This window comes from Pseudomonas sp. 50_B, from assembly GCF_017491625.1.
Lineage (GTDB): Bacteria > Pseudomonadota > Gammaproteobacteria > Pseudomonadales > Pseudomonadaceae > Aquipseudomonas > Aquipseudomonas danubii.
The window spans coordinates 251,077-272,251 of sequence record NZ_JAFGYX010000009.1 but is presented as its reverse complement, the minus strand read 5'-3'; the positions used below and the strand labels follow the sequence as shown (position 1 = coordinate 272,251).

The 21,175-nt window shown below is 62.8% G+C and carries 18 protein-coding genes; 12 read left to right on the top strand and 6 right to left on the bottom strand.

Translation table 11 applies throughout. The features are described 5' to 3' along the window. Nucleotides 1-327 precede the first annotated feature (327 nt). Nucleotides 328-1,821: a CoA-acylating methylmalonate-semialdehyde dehydrogenase gene (locus J5M73_RS15540; RefSeq protein ID WP_102863050.1), complete on the bottom strand. Its 1,494-nt coding sequence runs from the start codon at nt 1,819-1,821 to the stop codon at nt 328-330. Between the two features lie 74 nt (nt 1,822-1,895). Continuing rightward, nucleotides 1,896-3,245 carry an aspartate aminotransferase family protein gene (locus J5M73_RS15535; RefSeq protein WP_102863049.1) on the bottom strand — a complete coding sequence of 450 codons (1,350 nt, stop codon included), beginning with the start codon at nt 3,243-3,245 and terminating at the stop codon, nt 1,896-1,898. 124 nt (nt 3,246-3,369) lie between these two features. On the opposite strand from J5M73_RS15535, the gene J5M73_RS15530 reads away from it, so the two are divergent. From J5M73_RS15530 to J5M73_RS15505, 6 genes are all read left to right on the top strand, one after another. Further along, nucleotides 3,370-4,290, top strand: coding sequence for a LysR family transcriptional regulator (locus J5M73_RS15530; RefSeq protein ID WP_102863048.1), 921 nt, complete (start codon nt 3,370-3,372; stop codon nt 4,288-4,290). Between the two features lie 366 nt (nt 4,291-4,656). Continuing rightward, the gene (locus J5M73_RS15525; RefSeq protein WP_102863047.1) at nt 4,657-5,325 is read left to right on the top strand and encodes a TetR/AcrR family transcriptional regulator; all 669 of its coding nucleotides are present in this window, start codon (nt 4,657-4,659) and stop codon (nt 5,323-5,325) included. A 5-nt stretch (nt 5,326-5,330) separates the two neighbouring features. Continuing rightward, nucleotides 5,331-5,912 carry a YigZ family protein gene (locus J5M73_RS15520; RefSeq protein ID WP_102863046.1) on the top strand — a complete coding sequence of 194 codons (582 nt, stop codon included), beginning with the start codon at nt 5,331-5,333 and terminating at the stop codon, nt 5,910-5,912. A gap of 531 nt (nt 5,913-6,443) precedes the next feature. Next, nucleotides 6,444-8,009, top strand: a complete 1,566-nt coding sequence (locus J5M73_RS15515) for an ABC transporter ATP-binding protein (protein ID WP_102863045.1) — start codon at nt 6,444-6,446, stop codon at nt 8,007-8,009. An 11-nt stretch (nt 8,010-8,020) separates the two neighbouring features. Beyond that, entirely contained in the window at nt 8,021-9,127 is a 1,107-nt protein-coding gene (locus tag J5M73_RS15510) for an ABC transporter permease (RefSeq protein WP_102863044.1), read from the top strand. Next, nucleotides 9,127-10,053: an ABC transporter permease gene (locus tag J5M73_RS15505; protein WP_207167023.1), complete on the top strand. Its 927-nt coding sequence runs from the start codon at nt 9,127-9,129 to the stop codon at nt 10,051-10,053. Before J5M73_RS15510 ends, J5M73_RS15505 begins: the two co-directional genes overlap by 1 nt. On the opposite strand, the gene J5M73_RS15500 is transcribed toward J5M73_RS15505, so the two are convergent. Then, complete coding sequence (locus J5M73_RS15500) at nt 10,050-10,487, bottom strand: hypothetical protein (RefSeq protein ID WP_102863042.1); 438 nt, start codon at nt 10,485-10,487, stop codon at nt 10,050-10,052. The two genes, J5M73_RS15505 and J5M73_RS15500, sit on opposite strands and share 4 nt — an antisense overlap. Nucleotides 10,488-10,672: 185 nt before the next feature. Between J5M73_RS15500 and J5M73_RS15495 the strand changes: the two genes are divergently transcribed. The 3 genes from J5M73_RS15495 (at nt 10,673) to J5M73_RS15485 (ending at nt 14,038) form a co-directional block, all read left to right on the top strand. Then, a complete protein-coding gene (locus J5M73_RS15495) occupies nt 10,673-11,356 on the top strand; it encodes an SDR family oxidoreductase (RefSeq protein WP_102863041.1) in 684 nt (227 codons plus the stop codon). A gap of 204 nt (nt 11,357-11,560) precedes the next feature. Beyond that, on the top strand, nt 11,561-12,919 hold the full coding sequence (locus J5M73_RS15490; protein WP_102863040.1) for an 8-oxoguanine deaminase: 1,359 nt from the start codon (nt 11,561-11,563) through the stop codon (nt 12,917-12,919). Nucleotides 12,920-13,030: 111 nt separating this feature from the next. Next, nucleotides 13,031-14,038, top strand: coding sequence for an SUMF1/EgtB/PvdO family nonheme iron enzyme (locus J5M73_RS15485; RefSeq protein ID WP_347709961.1), 1,008 nt, complete (start codon nt 13,031-13,033; stop codon nt 14,036-14,038). Here the strand turns inward: J5M73_RS15485 and J5M73_RS15480 are convergent. Further along, entirely contained in the window at nt 14,035-15,123 is a 1,089-nt protein-coding gene (locus tag J5M73_RS15480; RefSeq protein ID WP_102863038.1) for a calcium:proton antiporter, read from the bottom strand. The two genes, J5M73_RS15485 and J5M73_RS15480, sit on opposite strands and share 4 nt — an antisense overlap. Nucleotides 15,124-15,446: 323 nt before the next feature. Here J5M73_RS15480 and J5M73_RS15475 point away from each other — a divergent pair, with 323 nt between their 5' ends. The 3 genes from J5M73_RS15475 (at nt 15,447) to J5M73_RS15465 (ending at nt 18,691) form a co-directional block, all read left to right on the top strand. Further along, nucleotides 15,447-16,529, top strand: coding sequence for a BMP family ABC transporter substrate-binding protein (locus J5M73_RS15475; protein ID WP_102863037.1), 1,083 nt, complete (start codon nt 15,447-15,449; stop codon nt 16,527-16,529). Between the two features lie 65 nt (nt 16,530-16,594). Beyond that, a complete protein-coding gene (locus J5M73_RS15470; protein WP_102863036.1) occupies nt 16,595-17,560 on the top strand; it encodes a 2-oxoglutarate and iron-dependent oxygenase domain-containing protein in 966 nt (321 codons plus the stop codon). 177 nt (nt 17,561-17,737) lie between these two features. Continuing rightward, nucleotides 17,738-18,691 (top strand): adenosine deaminase, encoded by a 954-nt coding sequence (locus tag J5M73_RS15465; RefSeq protein WP_016966700.1) that lies wholly within the window; start codon nt 17,738-17,740, stop codon nt 18,689-18,691. Between the two features lie 61 nt (nt 18,692-18,752). On the opposite strand, the gene J5M73_RS15460 is transcribed toward J5M73_RS15465, so the two are convergent. Then, nucleotides 18,753-20,129 carry an MFS transporter gene (locus J5M73_RS15460; RefSeq protein WP_102863035.1) on the bottom strand — a complete coding sequence of 459 codons (1,377 nt, stop codon included), beginning with the start codon at nt 20,127-20,129 and terminating at the stop codon, nt 18,753-18,755. A gap of 136 nt (nt 20,130-20,265) precedes the next feature. Next, on the bottom strand, nt 20,266-21,174 hold the full coding sequence (locus J5M73_RS15455) for a LysR family transcriptional regulator (protein ID WP_102863034.1): 909 nt from the start codon (nt 21,172-21,174) through the stop codon (nt 20,266-20,268). Between the last annotated feature and the right edge of the window lies 1 nt (nt 21,175).

The window sequence follows — 21,175 nt, the reverse complement described above, 5'->3', positions numbered from 1 at the left end:
ATTCTACAGCGTTACACGCTGCTGTCAACACCTCTTTTTAACCGCTTTCGACCGAGAGGATCGAATCGTTAATAAGGCGAAAACACACTGCCTTACCAACTGCTTCTGGCTTCGATGAACTGAAGCGTAACCGCTGCCGAAAACCGCGTAACTCATTGAATCTCAAGGAGTTTTCCGTTTCGACTGCGCCGGAAGTGGGGCGAATTATAGACCTGTAGAATCTGCCGTCAACACTTATTTTCATAAATCTGTCATATCGATCAGAAAAGCCCATAAACGCAAAAGCCGGCCCACCAGGGCCGGCCTTTGTTGTCTCGCTCCTTACACTTACAAGCTAGGGAAGGCGAACTGCGACGCTTCATGGCTGGCACGTTGCGGCCAACGCTGGGTAATAGCCTTGCGGCGGGTATAGAAACGCACGCCATCAGGACCATAAGCATGCAGGTCGCCGAACAGCGAACGCTTCCAGCCACCAAAGCTGTGATAAGCCACTGGCACTGGCAGCGGTACGTTGACGCCCACCATGCCCACTTCAATCTCGTCACAGAACAGACGCGCCGCTTCACCGTCACGGGTAAAGATGCAGGTACCGTTGCCATACTCATGATCGTTGATCAGTTGCATAGCCTCTTCCAGGCTATTGACCCGAACGATGCACAGCACCGGACCAAAGATCTCTTCTTTATAGATGCGCATCTCAGGTGTGACGCGATCGAACAGGCAGCCCCCCAGGAAGAAGCCCTCTTCATGACCGGCAACGCTCAGGCCACGGCCGTCCACCACCAGTTGCGCACCGGCAGCGACGCCCTCCTCTACATAACCACTGACCTTATCGCGAGCCTGGGCAGTCACCAGCGGCCCCATGTCCAGGCCACAGGAAGTGCCGGCACCAATCTTCAGCGCCTTGATCTGCGGAACCAACTTGGTCACAAGAGCATCCGCCACTTGATCACCCACACACACAGCTACCGAAATCGCCATGCAACGCTCACCACAGGAACCATAAGCTGCGCCCATCAAAGCACTGACGGCATTATCCAGATCGGCATCAGGCATCAGCACCGCATGGTTCTTCGCCCCGCCCAATGCCTGAACCCGCTTGCCGCGCTTGGTGCCTTCGGCATAGATGTACTCGGCAATGGGGGTCGACCCTACAAAACTCAGCGCCTTGACTTCCGGCGCCTCGATCAGCGCATCCACCGCAGCCTTGTCACCATGCACCACGTTCAGCACGCCCTTGGGCAGACCGGCCTCATGCAGCAGCTCGGCAATCAACAGGGTGGAGCTTGGATCGCGCTCGGACGGCTTGAGGATAAAGCAGTTACCGCAAACGATCGCCAGCGGGTACATCCACAGCGGAACCATGGCCGGGAAGTTGAACGGGGTGATACCGGCCACCACGCCCAACGGCTGGAAGTCGGACCAGGCATCGATGTTCGGGCCGACATTACGACTGTATTCGCCCTTGAGGATTTCCGGCGCGGCACAGGCATATTCGACGTTCTCGATACCGCGCTTCAATTCACCAGCCGCGTCCTCCAGCGTCTTGCCGTGTTCTTCACTGATCAGCTGGGCAATGCGTGCCTCGTTCTGCTCCAGCAGTTGTTTGAAGCGAAACATCACCTGGGCGCGCTTGGCCGGTGGCGTATTACGCCAGGCCGGGAACGCGGATTTGGCAGAGTCAATGGCTTGCTGGATGGTTTCACGGCTGGCCAACGGCACTTTATGAATCGCCTTGCCAGTGGAAGGGTTGAATACGTCGCTGCTACGACCGTTGTCGCTGACCAGTTCGCCGTGGATCAGGTGTTGAATCAAACTCATGCGGGGACTCCTGAAAAGGGGGAAGGCGCAGGCACGAAACGCTTCATGCCTGCCTCTATATAAGAAGGATCGAATCAGTCGAGCTTGTTCAGCACTTCGCCAACCGCATCGAACAGACGATCGAGGTCTTGCGGCTTGCTATTGAAGGTTGGGCCGAACTGCAGGGTGTCGCCGCCGAAGCGCACGTAGAAACCGGCTTTCCACAAGGCCATGCCGGCCTCGAACGGACGCACAATCGCATCACCATCACGGGCCGCGATCTGGATCGCACCGGCCAGGCCGAAGTTACGGATGTCGATCACGTTCTTCGCGCCCTTGATGCCGTGCAGCGCATTCTCAAAATGCGGAGCAACTTCAGCCACGCTCTGCACCAGGTTTTCCTTCTGCAGCAGATCCAGTGCCGCCAGGCCCGCAGCGCACGCCACCGGGTGCGCCGAATAGGTGTAGCCGTGGGGGAATTCCACGGCGTACTCGGGCGTCGCCTGGTTCATGAAGGTCTGATAGATCTCGGAGCTGGCAATCACCGCGCCCATGGGAATGGCGCCGTTGGTGACCTGCTTGGCCACACACATCAGATCCGGGGTTACGCCGAAGCTGTCGGCGCCGAACATCGCCCCCGTACGACCGAAGCCTGTGATCACTTCGTCGAACACCAGCAGGATGTTGTGCTGATCACAGATTTCCCGCAGACGCTTGAGATAACCCTGTGGCGGCACCAGTACGCCAGCCGAGCCAGCCATCGGCTCGACGAAGACCGCAGCGATATTGGAAGCATCGTGCAGTTCGATCAGCTTCAGCAGCTCATCGGCCAGGGCAATACCGCCCTGCTCCGGCATGCCACGGGAAAACGCGTTACTGGCCAGCAGAGTGTGCGGCAGGTGGTCCACATCCATCATTGCCTGGCCGAACAGTTTACGGTTGCCGTTGACCCCGCCCAGACTGGTGCCGGCGATGTTCACACCGTGATAGCCACGGGCACGGCCAATCATCTTGGTCTTGGTCGACTGGCCTTTCAGGCGCCAGTAGGCACGCACCATCTTCACTGCGGTATCAGCGCACTCGGAACCGGAGTCGGTGAAGAACACATGGTTCAGGTTGCCCGGAGTCAGGTCGGTGATTTTTTCCGCCAGTTGAAACGACAGCGGGTGACCGTATTGGAAGCCTGGGGAGTAATCCAGGGTGCCCAGTTGCTTGGATACCGCTTCCTGGATCTCTTTGCGCGAGTGACCGGCGCCGCAGGTCCACAGACCGGACAGCGAGTCATAGACCTTGCGGCCCTTGTCATCCACCAGCCAGCTGCCTTCGGCGCCGACGATCAGGCGCGGGTCGCGTTGGAAGTTGCGATTGGCGGTGTAGGGCATCCAGTGAGCGTCAAGCTTGAGCTGACTGGCCAAAGATGGAGTCGCGGTTTCCGGCATGTTCATGAGCAAAACCTCGCAAGGCAATGAAGCGGCGTAGGAATAAAAGCGTTGTTGCGACTAAGTTGCCACGGCTATAAAGTCGGTGAAATCCAACTTTAATAACCTTCAGTCTGGCATCCACTAAACTATGAGCAGCCGTCGCGCCGACCCGCTGGCGCAAGTCAGCGACTTTGATATCCGCCTGCTGCGGATCTTTCGCAGTGTTGTGGAATGCGGTGGTTTCTCCGCCGCAGAGACCGTGCTCGGCATTGGCCGCTCGGCCATCAGCCAACAGATGAGTGATCTGGAGCAACGGGTCGGCCTGCGCCTGTGCCAACGCGGACGCGCCGGCTTTTCCCTCACCGAAGAAGGCCGCGAGGTCTATCAGTCGAGCCTGCAACTGCTCAGCGCCCTGGAGAGTTTCCGCACCGAGGTCAACGGCCTGCACCGCCACCTGCGGGGCGAGTTGATCATCGGCCTCACCGACAACCTGGTGACCCTGCCCCACATGCGCATCACCCACGCCCTGGCGCAATTGAAGGAGCGCGGCCCGGACGTGCAGATCCAGATCCGCATGATCGCCCCCAACGAAGTCGAGCAAGGGGTACTCGACGGTCGCCTGCACGTCGGCGTGGTGCCCCAGGCCAGCGCCCTGTCTGGATTGGAGTATCAGCCGCTGTATGACGAACGTTCGTTGCTGTACTGCGCAGTGGGCCATCCCCTGTTCTACGTGGACGACAAGCAACTGGACGATCAGCGTCTCAATGACCAGGACGCCATTGCCCCGACCTTCCGCCTGCCCGCGGAAATCCAGGCCCACTATCAAGCATTGAACTGCACCGCCAGCGCATCCGACCGCGAAGGCATGGCCTTCCTGATCCTCACCGGACGCTATATCGGCTACCTCCCTGACCACTACGCCACCCTCTGGGTGCAGCAAGGCCGGTTGCGCGCGCTCAAGCCCAAGTCGCGCTTCTATGACCTGAGCCTGGCATCGGTCACACGCAAGGGCCGGCGCCCCCACCTGGTGCTGGAAAGCTTCCTGGAGAGCCTGGCGGCGACCCGCTGAAAACCGGCAAAGCCCCGTACTCGCAAGGCCGCATCGACAACCAGAGAAAATGGCCTGAGCACCTGGACAGCTTTTTTGCAAAGACCTCGGCACCTAGCACCTTCAGCCCGAGCTCCACGCCCTTCAGCCAGATGCTTCCCGCTGCAGTGAACTGATCCACGGACTCAACGACCGCCGCAACCCTTGGCAGCCCTGCTGATGCGCCTGCTGCCGGACGGTAAAAGCCTGCCAAACGACATAAATCCGGCGCCGGAAAATCACTGCCTGAAGGCTCGCTGAAGCTTTTGTCGCGCCAAGGCTTGTCTGATCAACCTGGGTGCGCTATCAACGCACAGGTTGCACCCACAGACTTGCTCGGAAACCTCCATGACCTTTGAAGTCCCCGCCCACAGCACTCCTCACCCAGGCAAACCCGCCAGCCGCATTCGGCAGAAGAATGAAGAGGCCATCATCCAGGCCGCCGAGGACGAGTTCGCCCGTCACGGCTTCAAAGGCACCAGCATGAACACCATCGCGCAGAAGGCCGGCCTGCCCAAAGCCAACCTGCACTACTACTTCACCAACAAACTGGGGCTGTACATCGCGGTGCTGAGCAACATCCTCGAACTCTGGGACAGCACCTTCAACACCCTCACCGCCGAGGATGACCCGGCCGAGGCCCTGACCCGCTACATCCGCGCCAAGATGGAATTTTCCCGTCGCCAGCCACAGGCCTCGCGGATCTTCGCCATGGAAATCATCAGTGGCGGCGAGTGCCTGAGCGAATACTTCAGCCAGGACTACCGCGCCTGGTTCCAAGGCCGGGCCAATGTGTTCCAGGCCTGGATCGACGCCGGCAAGATGGACCCGGTTGACCCAGTGCACCTGATCTTCCTGCTTTGGGGCAGCACCCAGCACTACGCCGACTTCGCCACCCAGATCTGCCGCGTCACCGGCCGCAGCCGCCTGACCAAGCAGGATTTCGAAGAGGCCGGCACCAACCTGATCCGTATCATCCTCAAAGGCTGTGGCCTGACTCCCGCCCAGAAAGACTGACGCTCATGCCCTTTACCCTGGCCGGCCTTTGCGAGTACCGCGAAGAGATTCGCAAAAGCCGCTTCATCACCTTTGCCGCGCCCATCACCAGCGCGGTCGAGGCCCAAGCCTTCATCCAGCAATACAGTGACCTCAACGCCTCCCACAATTGCTGGGCGTGGAAGCTGGCTGATCAGTACCGCAGCAACGACGACGGCGAACCCGGCGGCACCGCCGGACGGCCAATCCTCGCGGCCATCGAGGCCCAGGATTGCGATCAGGTAGCCGTGCTGGTGATCCGCTGGTACGGCGGCATCCAGCTGGGCACTGGTGGCCTGGCCCGGGCCTACGGCGGCGGTGCCAACAAATGCCTGCAAGGCGCCGAGCGCATCGCCCTGGTCAACCGCGTACCGCTGCGCTGCGCCTGCAGTTTCAGCGAGCTGGCCCTGGTCAAGTTGCGGATCGCCGAACTGGGCGGGTTGCTGGTAGAGGAAGACTTCACCGCCAATGGCGTGGAGTTGCAACTGGCCCTGGGCGAAGAGCAGATCGATACCCTGCAACAGCAGTTGGCCGACCTCAGCCGCGGACGCATCCTCTTGCAGCGCTGAGCGCACCAACCCGGCCCGAGTACCTTGTGCATAACCCGGCAGAGCCTCCCGCAGTTGCCCACATCTGCTGTGCACCCGACTGTGGATAACCTGAGCACATAACGCTGTAACCCTTCTGTAACGTGGCTTTGCGGGCTTTGTTCATTTTTTGCCCAAAGTTCCTCCAATGGACTTTTTTGCAACGTAAAACAGTAAGTTAGAGTGGTTTATCGCGGTTGGAAGGCAAGGCTGCCGGGCTTATGCCCAAGTTCCAGGCTTGCACACAAATACTGTGGAGCAAGCTGTGGATAACCCGTGCAAGGCTGCTCCAGCCGCTGACTGCACAGGGCCTGCAGGCCACTGGTCATTTTTTGCTCAGTTTGCCGCGGACAAAAACAGAGCCCTTTCAAACACTTTGCCCCGAAGTGGTGCCCGGTTTCCGCCTCCTCCAACAGTTCAAGGGGCACTCCAGGGCGGCGCCTGAGCTTTCCTGACCTACTGGCCAGGAAATTGCTTTATCCACAGCAACAACTCCAATCCCCCGAGCCCGTCATGCCAAATTCCGCTGTGCCCATCGCACAAACTCCGCGCCTGCAACTGCGCCAGATCAGCAAGCGCTATCCCGGTTGCCTGGCCAACGACGCCATCGACCTGAGCATCGCTCCAGGTGAAATCCAGGCCCTGCTCGGCGAGAACGGCGCCGGCAAAAGCACCTTGATGAAGATCATCTACGGGGTGATCCAGGCCGACTCGGGGGAGTTGATCTGGCAAGGCCGGCGTCAGCTCATCAGCAGCCCGGCCCAGGCTCGCGGCCTGGGAATCGGCATGGTGTTCCAGCATTTCTCATTGTTCGAAACCCTCAGCGTCGCGCAAAACATTGCCCTGGCCATGGGCGCGGCGGCCGGCACGCCGGGCCAGCTGGAAGGCAAGATCCGCGAAGTGTCCCAGCGTTATGGCATGCCCCTGGAACCCCAGCGCCTGGTGCACAGCCTGTCCATCGGCGAGCGTCAACGAGTGGAGATCGTGCGCTGCCTGATGCAGGACATCCGCCTGTTGATCCTCGACGAACCCACCTCAGTGCTGACCCCGCAAGAGGCCGAAGAACTGTTCGTCACCCTGCGCCGGCTGGCGGCCGAGGGCTGCAGCATCCTGTTCATCAGCCACAAGCTCGCCGAAGTCCGCGCGCTGTGCCACAGCGCCACAGTACTGCGGGGCGGCCGGGTGGCCGGTCACTGTCGGCCGGCCGAATGCTCGAACCAGGAACTGGCGCGACTGATGGTGGGTGACACGGCGGCCCTGCTCGCCGACTACCCCAAGGTCAGCGGCGCTACCGAATTCCTGCACATCCGCGAGTTGAGCTGGCACAACCCCGATCCCTTCGGCTGCTCCCTCAAGGCCATCGACCTGAGCCTGCGCAGTGGCGAAATCGTCGGTATCGCCGGGGTCGCCGGCAATGGCCAGGACGAACTGCTGGCCCTGCTCAGCGGCGAGCAACGCCTGGCTCCCGGTGAGGCCCAACGCATCTGCCTGGCCGGCCAGGCCGTCGGCCATCTCTACCCCGATGCAAGACGCCGAAAGGGGCTGGCCTTCGTCCCCGCCGAACGCCTGGGGCAAGGTGCAGTGCCGGAACTGAGCCTGGAAGACAACGCGCTGCTCAGCGCCTTTCAACAAGGACTGGTCCGCAATGGCCTGATTCAAAGAGCCAAGGTCCGCGCCCTGGCCGAGACAATCATCCAGCGCTTCGGGGTCAAGACCGGTGATGCCCAGAGCCCGGCCCGCAGCCTGTCCGGCGGCAATCTGCAGAAATTCATCCTCGGCCGCGAGATCCTCCAGCAACCGCGCTTGCTGATCGCCGCGCACCCGACCTGGGGCGTCGACGTGGGTGCCGCTGCCACCATTCACCGGGCACTGATCGCCCTGCGCGATGCCGGCGCGGCGATCCTGGTGATCTCCGAAGACCTGGATGAACTGCTGCAGATCAGCGATCGCATTGCCGCCCTGTGCGGTGGTCGTCTCTCGACGCCCAAAGCCTGCGTCGACACCTCATTGGTCGAAGTCGGCGCCTGGATGGCCGGCCACTTCGAAGCCGTCCCCTACACCCCCGCCCCGGCGGTTTAACGGAGTCGTCCATGCTGCTTTCACTCGAACCTCGCGGCCGCCAGTCGCGCCTGATGCTCTGGTGTTCCCCTCTTCTGGCCGCGCTGCTGACCCTGAGCTGTGGTGCCCTGCTGTTCATGGCCCTGGGGCATGACCCGCTGCTGACCCTGCACACCCTGCTGATCGCCCCGGTCAGCGACCTGTACGGCGTCTCGGAACTGCTGGTCAAGGCGCTGCCGATCCTGCTCTGCGCCCTGGGCCTGGCAGTGGCCTACCGGGCCCGCATCTGGAACATCGGCGCTGAAGGCCAATTGCTGCTCGGGGCCCTGGCCGGCAGCGCCCTGGCGGTCAACCTCATCGAATTGCAAAGTCGCTGGGCGCTGGTACTGATCCTGCTCACCGGCACCCTGGCCGGCGCCGCCTGGGCCGGGCTCACGGCCTGGTTGCGCACGCGCTTCAACGCCAACGAAATCCTCACCAGCATCATGCTCAACTACATCGCCCTGAACCTGTTGCTGTATTGCGTACACGGCCCATTGAAGGACCCCGCCGGGTTCAACTTCCCCGAGTCGGCGATGTTCGGCGACGCCAGCCGCCTGCCACAGTTGATGGAAGACGGTCGGGTCCACGCCGGGGTGTATTTCGCCCTGCTGGCCCTGGTGGCAGTCTGGGTACTGCTGCAGAAAAGCTTCGTCGGTTTCCAGATCAAGGTCCTCGGGCTGGACCGGCGCGCCGCGGGTTTCGTCGGCTTTCGCCAGCAGCGCCTGATCTGGCTGGCGCTATTGATCAGCGGCGCCCTGGCTGGGTTGGCCGGGGTCTGTGAAGTCACCGGGCCCATCGGCCAACTGGTGCCGCAGGTCTCCCCCGGCTACGGCTATGCGGCGATCACCGTGGCCTTTCTCGGGCGCCTGAACCCCATTGGCATCCTGTTCTCCAGCCTGCTCATGGCCCTGCTGTACATCGGTGGCGAAAGCGCGCAGATGAGCCTCAACCTGCCCCAGGCCATTACCCAGTTGTTCCAGGGCATGATGCTGTTCTTCCTCCTGGCCTGTGACGTACTGATTCTCTATCGGCCGCGCCTGAACCTGCGCTGGGCACGCCGCGACACGCCCCTCAGCGCAACCGCCGGAGCCCTGTAATGGATATCGATCTGCTGAGCAATATTCTCTACGCCATGGTGCGCTGCGGCACGCCCTTGCTGCTGGTGGCCCTGGGGGAACTGATCTGTGAAAAGAGCGGCGTCCTCAACCTCGGCCAGGAAGGCATGATGCTGTTCGGCGCGGTGATAGGTTTTATCGTCGCCCTCAACAGCGGCCATTTGTGGCTTGGCGTGCTGCTGGCAATGGCGGCGGGAATGCTGCTCTCGGCGCTGTTTGCCCTGGTGGCCCTGGCGTTCAATGCCAATCAGGTGGCTACCGGGCTGGCGTTGACTATCTTCGGGGTCGGCTTGTCGAGCTTTGTCGGCGCGGCCTGGGTCGGCAAGCCACTGGCCGGGTTCGAACCGCTGGCACTGCCATTGCTCAGCGACATCCCGCTGATCGGCCGCATGCTGTTTGCCCAGGATCTGCTGGTGTACTTGTCCTTCGCGCTGTTCGCCCTGGTGGCCTGGGTGCTCCTCAAGAGCCGGGTTGGCCTGATCATCCAGGCCGTCGGCGAAAACCCCGACGCCGCCAGCGCCATGGGCCTGCCGGTGCTGCGGGTGCGCACGCTCGCGGTGCTGTTCGGCGGTGCCATGGCCGGGTTGGCCGGGGCCTACCTGTCCCTGGCCTACACCCCGATGTGGGCCGAGAACATGAGCGCCGGCCGCGGCTGGATTGCCCTAGCCCTGGTGGTGTTCGCCAGTTGGCGCGTGTGGCGACTGTTGCTCGGCGCCTACCTGTTCGGCCTGGCGAGCATCCTGCATCTGGTGGCCCAGGGCCTGGGGCTGGCGATACCCTCCAACCTGCTGGCGATGCTGCCCTATGCCGCCACCATCCTGGTGCTGGTGCTGCTATCGCGCGACGCCTTGCGCACCCGTTTGTACGCACCGGTATCCCTGGGGCAGCCTTGGCAGGCGGGGCATTAAATGACCGGCGCACGCCCGGCTGGAGCCAGCTTGCCTACGTCGCCTTTGACCGGCAGCAACTGCGCCACGCACCAGGCCAGTTCGAAAACCAGGAACACCGCGATCAATGCGGTGGCGCCGTGCATCAGGGCGTACCCCTGCCAAGTGGCAAACAGGAGGCGCCCCACCGCGTCATAACGGCCAAACGCCTGCTGCGGATCACGAATCCGCAGCACCGACCATACGCAGACAATCGACCCCATGAGGTTGGCCATCAGCAGGTGCATCGGCTCGAACGGAGGCAGGCTACCGGGCAGATTGAAGGCCTGGGCCGCGCCCTGCAGCAACTCGTGCAAGGCCATGAAACTCCAGGGGGTGACAAAGGCCAGCGTCACCAGCAAGTCGTACCAGCCGCTGGCGCGGACCAATTTTCGGTAGTGTTCGGTCGTCCACATAGGAAGTGCTCCATCAACTCAAGGAGCGCGCAGGCTAAAGCCTGGAGTATGCTCCAGGGTCAAGCCCTTTCGAGCCCCATGCAAGTGCATCGGAGAACTGGGCCAGTTGCGCCACGAGCTGCAACTGCGGCTGGGACAAGCCTGTCCATTGAATCCGTGATCCTCATTTATCAAGGAACCTCATCATGTCCACGGCAAAAACCGCACTGATCATCGGCGCCTCCCGGGGCCTGGGCCTCGGCCTGGTACAACGCCTGCTGGAAGACGGCTGGCAAGTCACCGCCACCGTGCGCAACCCGCACAAGGCCGAAGCCCTGCAGGCACTGGGCAAGGTGCAGATCGAACAACTGGACATGGACGATCAGCAAGCGGTGATCGCCCTGAGCCAGAAACTCAAGGACCAGGTGTTCGACCTGCTGTTCGTCAATGCCGGGGTCAAGGGCCCGGACAACCAACTGCCGGGCCACGCGACCCTGGCCGAAGTCGGCCAGCTGTTCTTCACCAACGCGGTGGCGCCGATCAACCTGGCCCAGCGCTTTGTCGGGCAGATCCGCAAGGACAGCGGCGTGCTGGCGTTCATGAGTTCGGTGCTGGGCAGCGTGACCATGCCGGACGCTCCGGAGCTGGCGCTGTACAAGGCCAGCAAGGCGGCGCTGAACTCCATGACCAACAGCTTCGTCACCCAGCTGCAACAGAAGCTGACCGTGCTCTCGCTGCACCCGGGCTGGGTAAAGACCGACATGGGCGGTGAAGGCGCCGACATCGACGTGCAAACCAGCACCCGTGGGCTGATCGCCCAGATCAACGCCTACACCGGCAAGGGCGGCCATCACTTCGTCAACTACAAGGGCGAAACCATCCCCTGGTAAGCCCGCAATCTCTGTAACCGATGCCCCTGGCAGCGCTTGCACAGCGCTGCCAAGGCTCTGCAACGGGGGGCAAACCGCAAGTTTTGTCCCCCGGCACATCTTTCGCTAGACTGCGCACCTCGCCCCTTGCGGCGACCCTGGATCAGCAGACAGGGCAACACTGAGCTGGCTAACCTGAACCCACTTTCAGAGGAGCCGGCCACCATGCCTGCGACCCGTACCTGGTTAAAAAATCCCCTGGCCATCTTCACCGGCAATGCCCTCGACGCCCGTGGCGGCCTGGTCGTGCAAGACGGTCTGATCGTTGAAGTCCTGGGCCTGGGCCAACAGCCTGCGAGCCCTTGCCAACAGGTCTTCGATGCCCGCGAGCACGTGTTGCTGCCGGGCCTGATCAACACCCACCATCACTTCTACCAAACCCTGACCCGAGCCTGGGCGCCGGTGGTCAACCAGCCGCTGTTCCCCTGGCTCAAGACCCTGTATCCGGTCTGGGCCCGGCTGACCCCGGAAAAACTCGCCCTGGCCACCAAAGTGGCGCTGGCCGAGCTGCTGCTCTCCGGTTGCACCACCGCCGCCGACCATCACTACCTGTTTCCCGACGGCCTGGAAAACGCCATCGACGTGCAAGTCGAAAGCGTGCGTGAACTGGGCATGCGCGCCATGCTCACCCGCGGTTCCATGAGCCTGGGCGAAAAGGACGGCGGCCTGCCACCGCAACAGACCGTGCAGGAAGGCCAGGTGATTCTCGACGACAGTCAGCGCCTGATTCGCCAATACCACGAGCGTGGCGACGGCGCGCAGATCCAGATCGCCCTGGCGCCGTGCTCGCCGTTCTCGGTGACCCCGGAAATCATGTCGGCCAGCGCCGAACTGGCCAACGGACTCGATGTGCGCCTGCACACTCACCTCGCCGAAACCCTCGACGAAGAAGACTTCTGCCTGCAGCGCTTCGGCCTGCGCACCGTGGATTACCTGGACAGCGTCGGCTGGCTCGGTCCGCGTACCTGGCTGGCCCACGGCATCCACTTCAACCCGGATGAAATCGCCCGCCTGGGCGCTGCCGGCACCGGCATCTGCCATTGCCCGAGTTCGAACATGCGCCTGGCCTCCGGCATCTGCCCCAGTATCGAACTGACCGACGCCGGCGCGCCCCTGGGCTTGGGCGTGGACGGTTCGGCGTCCAACGATGCGTCGAACATGATTCTCGAAGCGCGGCAGGCGCTGTACATCCAGCGCCTGCGCTACGGCGCCGAGAAGATCACCCCGGAGCGCGTATTGGGCTGGGCGACCCGGGGTTCGGCGAGTCTGCTGGGCCGCACCGACATCGGCGAATTGGCGGTGGGCAAGCAGGCGGACCTGGCGTTGTTCAAGCTCGATGAGCTGCGTTTCTCGGGCAGCCATGATCCGGTTTCGGCGCTGCTGTTGTGCGGCGCGGATCGAGCGGACCGGGTCATGATTGGTGGCCAGTGGCGGGTAATTGATGGCCAGGTCGAAGGGCTGGACCTGAAAAACCTGATCGCCGATCACAGCCAGGCGGCCCGGCAACTGATCGCCGGTAGCTGATCGTTGAGTCCAACGGCGAGGGACCCGATCCCTCGCCTGCGCCTTAAGCGGAATCGGATTGAGGAAACATGTTAGTTTCCGCCCTCGAACGAACCGCTATAGGGACATTACGTGAAACAAAAGTACGGACTGGCGCTCTGCGTCGCGCTGCTGATTTCAGGCTGCGAGAAACAGGAGGTTGCTGGCCCGCCCAGCAAAGCGCTGTCAGCTGAAAAAGTGGCAGAAATTGCTTCGACCATCAGCCGCAAATACCCAGATCTGTCCCCACAAAACCGCGAGGCCGTACTCAACACAGTGATCCGCTCGCTGGACAACATGGTGTTGATTGAAGGGGGCGAATTCCAGATGGGCGATTTCGGTTGGCCCCATGGCTTCGACCCACTTGCCTTGTGCCAATGGCCCTGCGGCGTGGACCCGGCAAAAATGGAGCGGATCAGTCTCGACGTCGATGACGATTTCGTTCACCCGGTCAAATTGAGCAGCTATTACCTGTCCTCGCTGCAAACCACCCTGGGCGATTTTGATCTGTTCTTCCTGGCCCAAGGCAAGCCGCCATTCGACGCTGAACTTCGTAAACGCGAAGACATGAAGCACCTCTACCTTGAAAACCTGCCCGCCCCGGCCTCTCGATCATGGCAAGAGGCCAAGGATTACTGTGGCTGGCTGGCAGACCTCAGCGGCTATCGCGTCGATCTGCCGACCGAGGCGCAATGGGAATATGCGGCGCGCAACCGCGGCCAGCCGGTGATGTTCGCCACCGACAACGGCAATCTGGATTACGGCCGCAACTTCCCGGCCCCTGACGACAACGAAACCTTCGCCGTGGACAGGTTTGTGCCCAATCCGCTGGGCCTCTACAACCTCACCGGCAACGCCAGTGAATGGGTCAACGATTGGTACGATAAACACTACTATCGCGAGTCTCCCGTGGAGAACCCGCAAGGGCCTGAAACAGGCATCTATCGGGCGCAACGCGGCGCCAACAACAAGTTTGCCAACGACCCGACCTTTTCTCCTTCGGCCAGCACCGTGCGCCGTTGGCGTTGGGGGGCACTGGCGGCCTGGAATGCCCCCGGTGTCAGCTTTCGCTGCGCCATCCAGTCAGCCCAGCCGCTTTAAAGGCCCAGCAGCGACAGCATGATGAAGGTGGCAAACAGCACGAAGTGAGTCATGCCTTCTATGGCATTGGTTTCACCGTCGTTGAGGTTGATCGCGCTGACGATCAGGGTGATGAACACCATCACCGTTTGCACAGGAGTCATGGCCATCTGGAACGGCTGGCCGGTGTACAGGGCCATGGCCTCCATCACCGGCACCGTGAGGATCACCGTCGACAGGGAGGCGCCCAGGGCCACGTTGACCACCGACTGCATGCGGTTGGCCAGGGCCGCGCGCAGGGCGGTGAGAATCTCCGGCGCGGCAGAAATCGCCGCCACCAGGATCGCCGTGATCACCGGCGGCGCGCCCGTGCCTTCCAGGCCCAGGTCCAGGGTCTTGGACATCACCTCGGCCAGGGCGCCGATCACCACCACGCCGAACACCAGGATGCCGATGCTCCAGGCCAGGTTGACGGCATGGGGCTGTTCCTGGGCCTCTTTAGCACGGCGCTTTTCCGGGTAGCTATAGCTGAAGAAGTAACTGTGCGGCCCGACCTGCATGCGCAGGAACAGGGTATAGAGCACCACCATCGCGCCAATGGTGAAGGCCGAATACACCTTCCAGTCGGCCTCGGGGATGAACTCCGGCACCACCATCGACACGCCCATGGCGGTGAGGATCATCACGCTGTAGGTGCGCGCCGAATCGTCGTTATAAGGCTGCTCGCCGTGCTTGATGCCGCCCATCAGCGCGGCCAGGCCGAGGATGCCGTTGATGTCCAGCATCACCGCCGAATAGATGGTGTCGCGCACCAGGGTCGGCGAGGCTTCGTTGCTCATCATGATGGCCAGGATCACCACCTCCACCAGCACCGCGGCCAGGGTCAGGATCATGGTGCCGTAGGGGTCGCCGACCTTTTCCGCCAGCCGTTCGGCGTGGTGGGCAACACGCATCGAGGCGATGACGATAAAGCCGATCAGCACCAGCCCGGCCATCAGGGCAATGCCTTGGCCGCTATTGAGCAACAGGTGTTCCAGGGGATAGGCGGCCACGGCCGCCAGCAGCGCAAGCAGCAAAAACTGTTCTTGCTTGAGGGAAGTGAACATTGCAGTCCTTTGACGGAAATAAAAACGAGTACAGGAGATGAGTAAAAGACTGCTTCGGGTCACTAACGTTTCGTTACATGTTAGTGCACCAGCCTCAGGCACCGCGCACCGGGTTGGATCTTGAAAGCCCTTCGCCGGCAAGCCGGCTCCTAGATTCCAGCCCCGTAGGAGCTGGCTTGCCAGCGAAAAGCGCGCCCCAAAGCCCCCGTAGAAACCGCCTCGCCGGCGCAACCGCCATCTTTGTTGTCCTGTTGGTCAGCTATTTGCATTGGCCTGCAGCGTTTGCCGCCCGCCCCCCTCACAACAAGATGGAGCTTCCATTCATGCATACACGCCCGTTGCACAAGCTGCTCTGCGCCCTGGCCGCCGCCGTCGGCCTGAGTGCCAGCCTCACCGCCAGCGCCGCCGACCCGCTGAAGGTCGGCTTCGTCTACATCGGCCCCATCGGCGACCACGGCTGGACCTATCAGCATGAGCAGGGACGCAAGGCCCTGGCGGAAAAGTTCGGCGAGCAGATCAAGACCAACTACGTCGAGAACGTGGCCGAAGGCGCCGATGCCGAGCGGGTGATCCGCAACATGGCCAAGGACAACTACGACCTGATCTTCACCACCTCCTTCGGCTACATGAACCCCACCCTGAAAGTCGCCAAGCAGTTCCCCAAGGTGACCTTCGAACACGCCACCGGCTACAAGCAGGACAAGAACCTCGGCACCTACCTGGCACGCACCTACGAGGGACGTTACGTCGGCGGCTTCCTCGCAGCGAAAATGACCAAGAGCAAGAAGATCGGCTACGTCGCCTCCTTCCCGATCCCGGAAGTGATCCGCGACATCAACGCCATCCAGCTGGCCCTGAACAAGTACAACCCGGGCACCGAGATCAAGGTGGTGTGGGTCAACTCCTGGTTCGATCCGGGCAAGGAAGCCGACGCCGCCAACGCCCTGATCGACCAGGGCGCCGACGTGATCTTCCAGCACACCGACAGCCCGGCGCCGATCCAGGCCGCAGAACGCCGTGGCGTGTATGCGGTGGGCTACGCCTCGGACATGGCCCACTTCGGCCCCAAGGCGGTGCTGACCTCCATCGTCAACAACTGGGCCCCGCACTACATCCAGGCCACCCAAGGGGTGCTGGACCACAGCTGGACATCCCAGGACTACTGGGGCGGCCTGAAAGAGGGTACGGTTGAGCTGCCCCTCAGCGACCTGCTGCCGGCCCCGGTGAAAACCGAGGCCGAGCAGATCATCGCCAGCATCAAGAGTGGCCAGTTCCACCCGTTCACCGGCCCGATCAAGGACCAGGCCGGGGTCGAGAAAATCGCCGCGGGGGTCAGCGCCAGCAATGCCGAACTGGCCTCGATGAACTACTACGTCGAAGGCCTGAAGGCAGACATCCCCAAATAAGCTGGTCGTCGCTGCCGGAGCACCCGCCAGCGACGACGGACCGCCAACAGGATGGGAGCCTTTTCATGCATCAACTGCCGATCATCGATATCAGCCCGCTGTATCAGGAGGCCCAGCCAGGCTGGGACAGTGTCGCCAGACAGATCGACCGCGCCTGTCGCGAATGGGGCTTCTTCTATATCAAGGGCCACCCGATCAGTGCACAACGCATCGAGCAATTGCTGGCCATGGCCAAGCACTTCTTCGCCCTGCCCAGCGCCGAGAAACTCAAGATCGACATCACCCAGAGCCGCCACCATCGCGGCTACGGCGCCATCGCCACCGAGCAACTGGACCCGAGCAAGCCCAGCGACCTCAAGGAAACCTTCGACATGGGCCTGCACCTGCCGGATGACCATCCCGAGGTCGTGGCGGACAAGCCCCTGCGCGGCCCCAACCGCCACCCGGACCTGCCCGGCTGGAAAGACCTGATGGAGCAGCACTACCAGGACATGCAGGCCCTGGCCCAGACCCTGCTGCGGGCCATGACCCTGGCCCTGGGCATCGAGCGCGACTTCTTCGACCGCCGCTTCCAGGACCCGGTCAGCGTGCTGCGGCTGATCCACTACCCGCCGCGACACACCGCCAGCAGCACCGAGCAGCAAGGCGCGGGAGCCCATACCGACTATGGCTGCATCACCCTGCTCTACCAGGACTCCGCCGGTGGCTTGCAAGTGCGCAACGTCCAGGGGCAGTGGATCGATGCGCCGCCCATCGAAGGCAGCTTCGTGGTCAACCTCGGCGACATGATGGCGCGCTGGAGCAACGACCGTTACCTGTCGACCCCGCACCGGGTCATCAGCCCGCTGGGGGTGGACCGCTACTCGATGCCGTTCTTCGCCGAACCGCACCCGGACACCCGCATCGAATGCCTGCCCGGCTGCCAGGACGCGGAGCATCCGGCCAAGTACCCGGTGACCACCTGCGCCGAATTCCTGCTCTCGCGCTTTGCCGATACCTACGCCTATCGCCGGGAGCTGGAGCAGGCCTGATCGCCCATTCGGTCAGGTTTTACCGAACAATGGCGCCGCCAGATGTAGAATGGCGGCTTTTCGGGCCCGGTGAAAACCTGGCGATAGCCGCAACCGCCGCCAGTTCCCCAGAGAAGGGCACGGCCCCGGCAGCGCATCACTCTCGCAGCGCCCGCCTGCACCTGATGAGACAACACCATGTATGACTGGCTGAACGCCTTGCCCAAGGCCGAGTTGCACCTGCACCTGGAAGGTTCCCTGGAACCGGAACTGCTGTTCGCCCTGGCCGAACGCAACAAGATCGCCCTGCCCTGGAGCGACGTCGAAACCCTGCGCAAGGCCTACGCCTTCAACAACCTGCAGGAGTTCCTCGACCTGTATTACCAGGGCGCCGATGTGCTGCGCACCTCCCAGGATTTCTACGACCTGACCTGGGCCTACCTGCTGCGCTGCAAAGAGCAGAACGTGATTCACACCGAGCCGTTCTTCGATCCGCAGACCCACACCGACCGCGGTATCCCGTTCGAAGTGGTGCTCAACGGCATCGCCGCCGCCCTCAAGGACGGCGAGCAGCAACTGGGCATCACCAGCGGCCTGATCCTCAGCTTCCTGCGCCACTTGAGCGAAGAAGAAGCACAGAAAACCCTCGACCAGGCGCTGCCGTTCCGCGATGCCTTCGTTGCCGTGGGCCTGGACAGTTCGGAAATGGGTCACCCGCCAAGCAAGTTCCAGCGGGTCTTCGACCGCGCCCGCAGCGAAGGCTTCCTGACCGTCGCCCACGCCGGCGAGGAAGGCCCGCCCGAGTACATCTGGGAAGCCCTGGACCTGTTGAAGATCCAGCGCATCGACCACGGCGTGCGCGCTTTCGAGGACGAGCGACTGATGCAGCGCATCATCGACGAACAGATCCCGCTGACCGTGTGCCCGCTGTCCAACACCAAGCTCTGCGTGTTCGACCACATGTCCCAGCACAACATCCTGCAAATGCTCGAGCGCGGGGTGAAGGTCACGGTCAACTCCGATGACCCGGCCTACTTCGGCGGCTACGTCACCGAGAACTTCCACGCCTTGTACACCGACCTGGGCATGACCCAGGACCAGGCCCGGCGCCTGGCGCAGAACAGCCTGGATGCGCGGCTGGTCAAGCCGTAACGGTCTTTGCCAGCCAGCCGGCTCCTACAGGTTCGTGTAGGAGCCGGCTGGCCGGCGAAACTCAAGCGCCCGCCTCGCTCAACGCCTCCAGCGTCTTGCCCCGGGTCTCCATCCCGAACCGCCAGACCACTCCCGCCGCCACCACAAAGCACGCCGCCCCCAGGGCAAACACCCCGCCCTGCCCGGTGATGGGAAACACCAGCCCGGTCACCAAAGGCCCCAGCAGCGAACCGATCCGGCCAACGGCCGAAGCGAAGCCCGAACCCGTGGCCCGGGCAGACGTCGGGTACAGCTCCGGCGTGTAGGTGTAGAGCACCGCCCACATGCCGAACAGGAAGAACTGCATCAGCAGCCCGGTGCCGATCAACAGGCTGACGTTGCCGCCAAACACCGCGCTCTGGCCGTAGAAGAAGGCCATGATCCCGCCGCCGAGCAAGGTGACGATGCACACCGGCTTGCGCCCCCAGCGCTCCACCAGCCAGGCGGCCATGAGGAACCCGGGAATCCCGCCCAGGGAAATCAGCACCGTGTAGTACACCGACTGGGTCACGGCAAAACCGGACTGTTGCAGCAAGGCGCTGAGCCAGGACGTCAGCCCGTAGAACCCCAGCAATGCGAAGAACCACAGGCTCCAGATCATCATCGTGCGTTGCCGATACAGGGGCGACCAGATCTGTTTCAGCGCAGAAAAAAAGTGCCCCGGCGCCTGCTCGACTCGCGGCAGGCGCACCGGTTCCGGCAACGGGGCGCCACCCAGGGCAGCCCGCACCTTGTCCTCGATGCCCAGCAGCACCCGGTCGGCCTCGGCATGGCGCCCAGCCTGCTCCAGCCAGCGCGGCGACTCGGGAATGAAGAAGCGGATCACCAGCACGAACACTGCCGGAATCGCCAGCACCAGGAAGATGTCGCGCCAGCCGATCAGCGGCAGGAGGAAGTACGACAGCGCACCGGCCGCCACAAAACCCAAGGGCCAGAAGCCGTCCATCAAGGCGATGTAGCGCCCGCGTCGTTGCGCCGGAATCATCTCCGAGAGCATCGATTGGGCGATGGGAAACTCCATGCCCATGCCGATGCCCAGGAGCACCCGGAACAGGGTCAGGCTGTCCACGCTCTGGGCGGTGGAACACAGGTAACTGGCCACGCCCCAGAGCACGATGCTCCATTGGAACACCGGCTTGCGCCCGAAGCGGTCGGCGAGCATGCCCGACAGCGAGGCGCCGAGCACCATGCCGAAGAAGCTGGAGCTGGCCAGCAGGCCGGCCTGGGCCGAGCTCAGGCCGAACTCGGTTTTGATCGACCCCAGCAGGAAGGTCATCATCGCCAAATCCATGGAGTCGAAGAAAAACGCCAGGGCAATGATGATGAAGATCACCCGGTGATAACCGCTGATAGGTAAGCGCTCCAGGCGCTCTGCGGCGCTGTATCCCTGTATGCCCATGCCCTGTTCCCCCGATTGAATGCACGACCCGTCGAGTGTGCGGGATCGAAGCGGGGGGTGATGGCTGAGGGCGACCTGTTCGCGTCCGGCAGCGACGCCGAGGACGCGGCACCTGGGTTCGCCGGCACCCCGGCTCTTACGGGCGGCGGGCGCTGATCTGGGCGCAGCGCTCCTGGAGCATGTCCCGCAACAGCTTGACCGGTTTGCTCAAGTGCGCGCGATGGGTGCACAGCAGGTTCAGCGACGCGCCTTCGCAACGCAACTCCGGCAACAGCACTTGCAAGCGGCCGGCCAGCACGTCGGCGGCCACATCCAGCCAGGACTTGTAGGCAATCCCTTCGCCGGCCACCGCCCAGCGCCGCACTACATCGGCATCGTCACTCAGGCGGTCGCCGCTGACGGTCAGGCTCACCTCGCGCTTGCCGTCATAAAAACTCCAAAGGTCGTGGGCCCGGCTGTCGAGCATGTACAGCAGGCAGTTGTGCTGGGCCAGTTGCTCCAGCTGGCGCGGCTCGCCGTGCCGGGCCAGGTAGCTGGGGGCCGCACACAGGACCCGGAGATTGTCCGGGGCTATCGGCAGCGCCACCAGGCTGGAGTCTTCCGGCTCGCCGTAGCGCAGGGCAATGTCCACCGGCTGGCGGAACAGATCGGCAATCCGGTCCCCCAGCAGCAGGCGCACGCTGAGCTTGGGATGCTCGCGCTGGAACTCGTCGAGCCAGGGCAGCAGCAGGTTGCGACCAAAGTCAGAGGGCGCGGAAAGCTGCAACACGCCGCTGACCTGATCCTGTCCACTAGCCAGCAAGCGCCGCCCTTCATCCAGGTTGCTCAAGGCGGCGCGAGCGTATTCAAGAAAGCCCTCGCCCTCGGCCGTCAGACGCAGGCTGCGGGTGGAACGGGCCAGCAAACGCGCCCCCAAGTGTTCTTCGATGCGCTTGAGGGCGGCGCTGGCCACCGCCGGCGACAGGTCCATGACCCGGGCCGCCGCCGACAGGCTGCCCAGGTCCGCGGCCCGCACGAACAGTTGCAGGTCATCGAATCGCAGCATG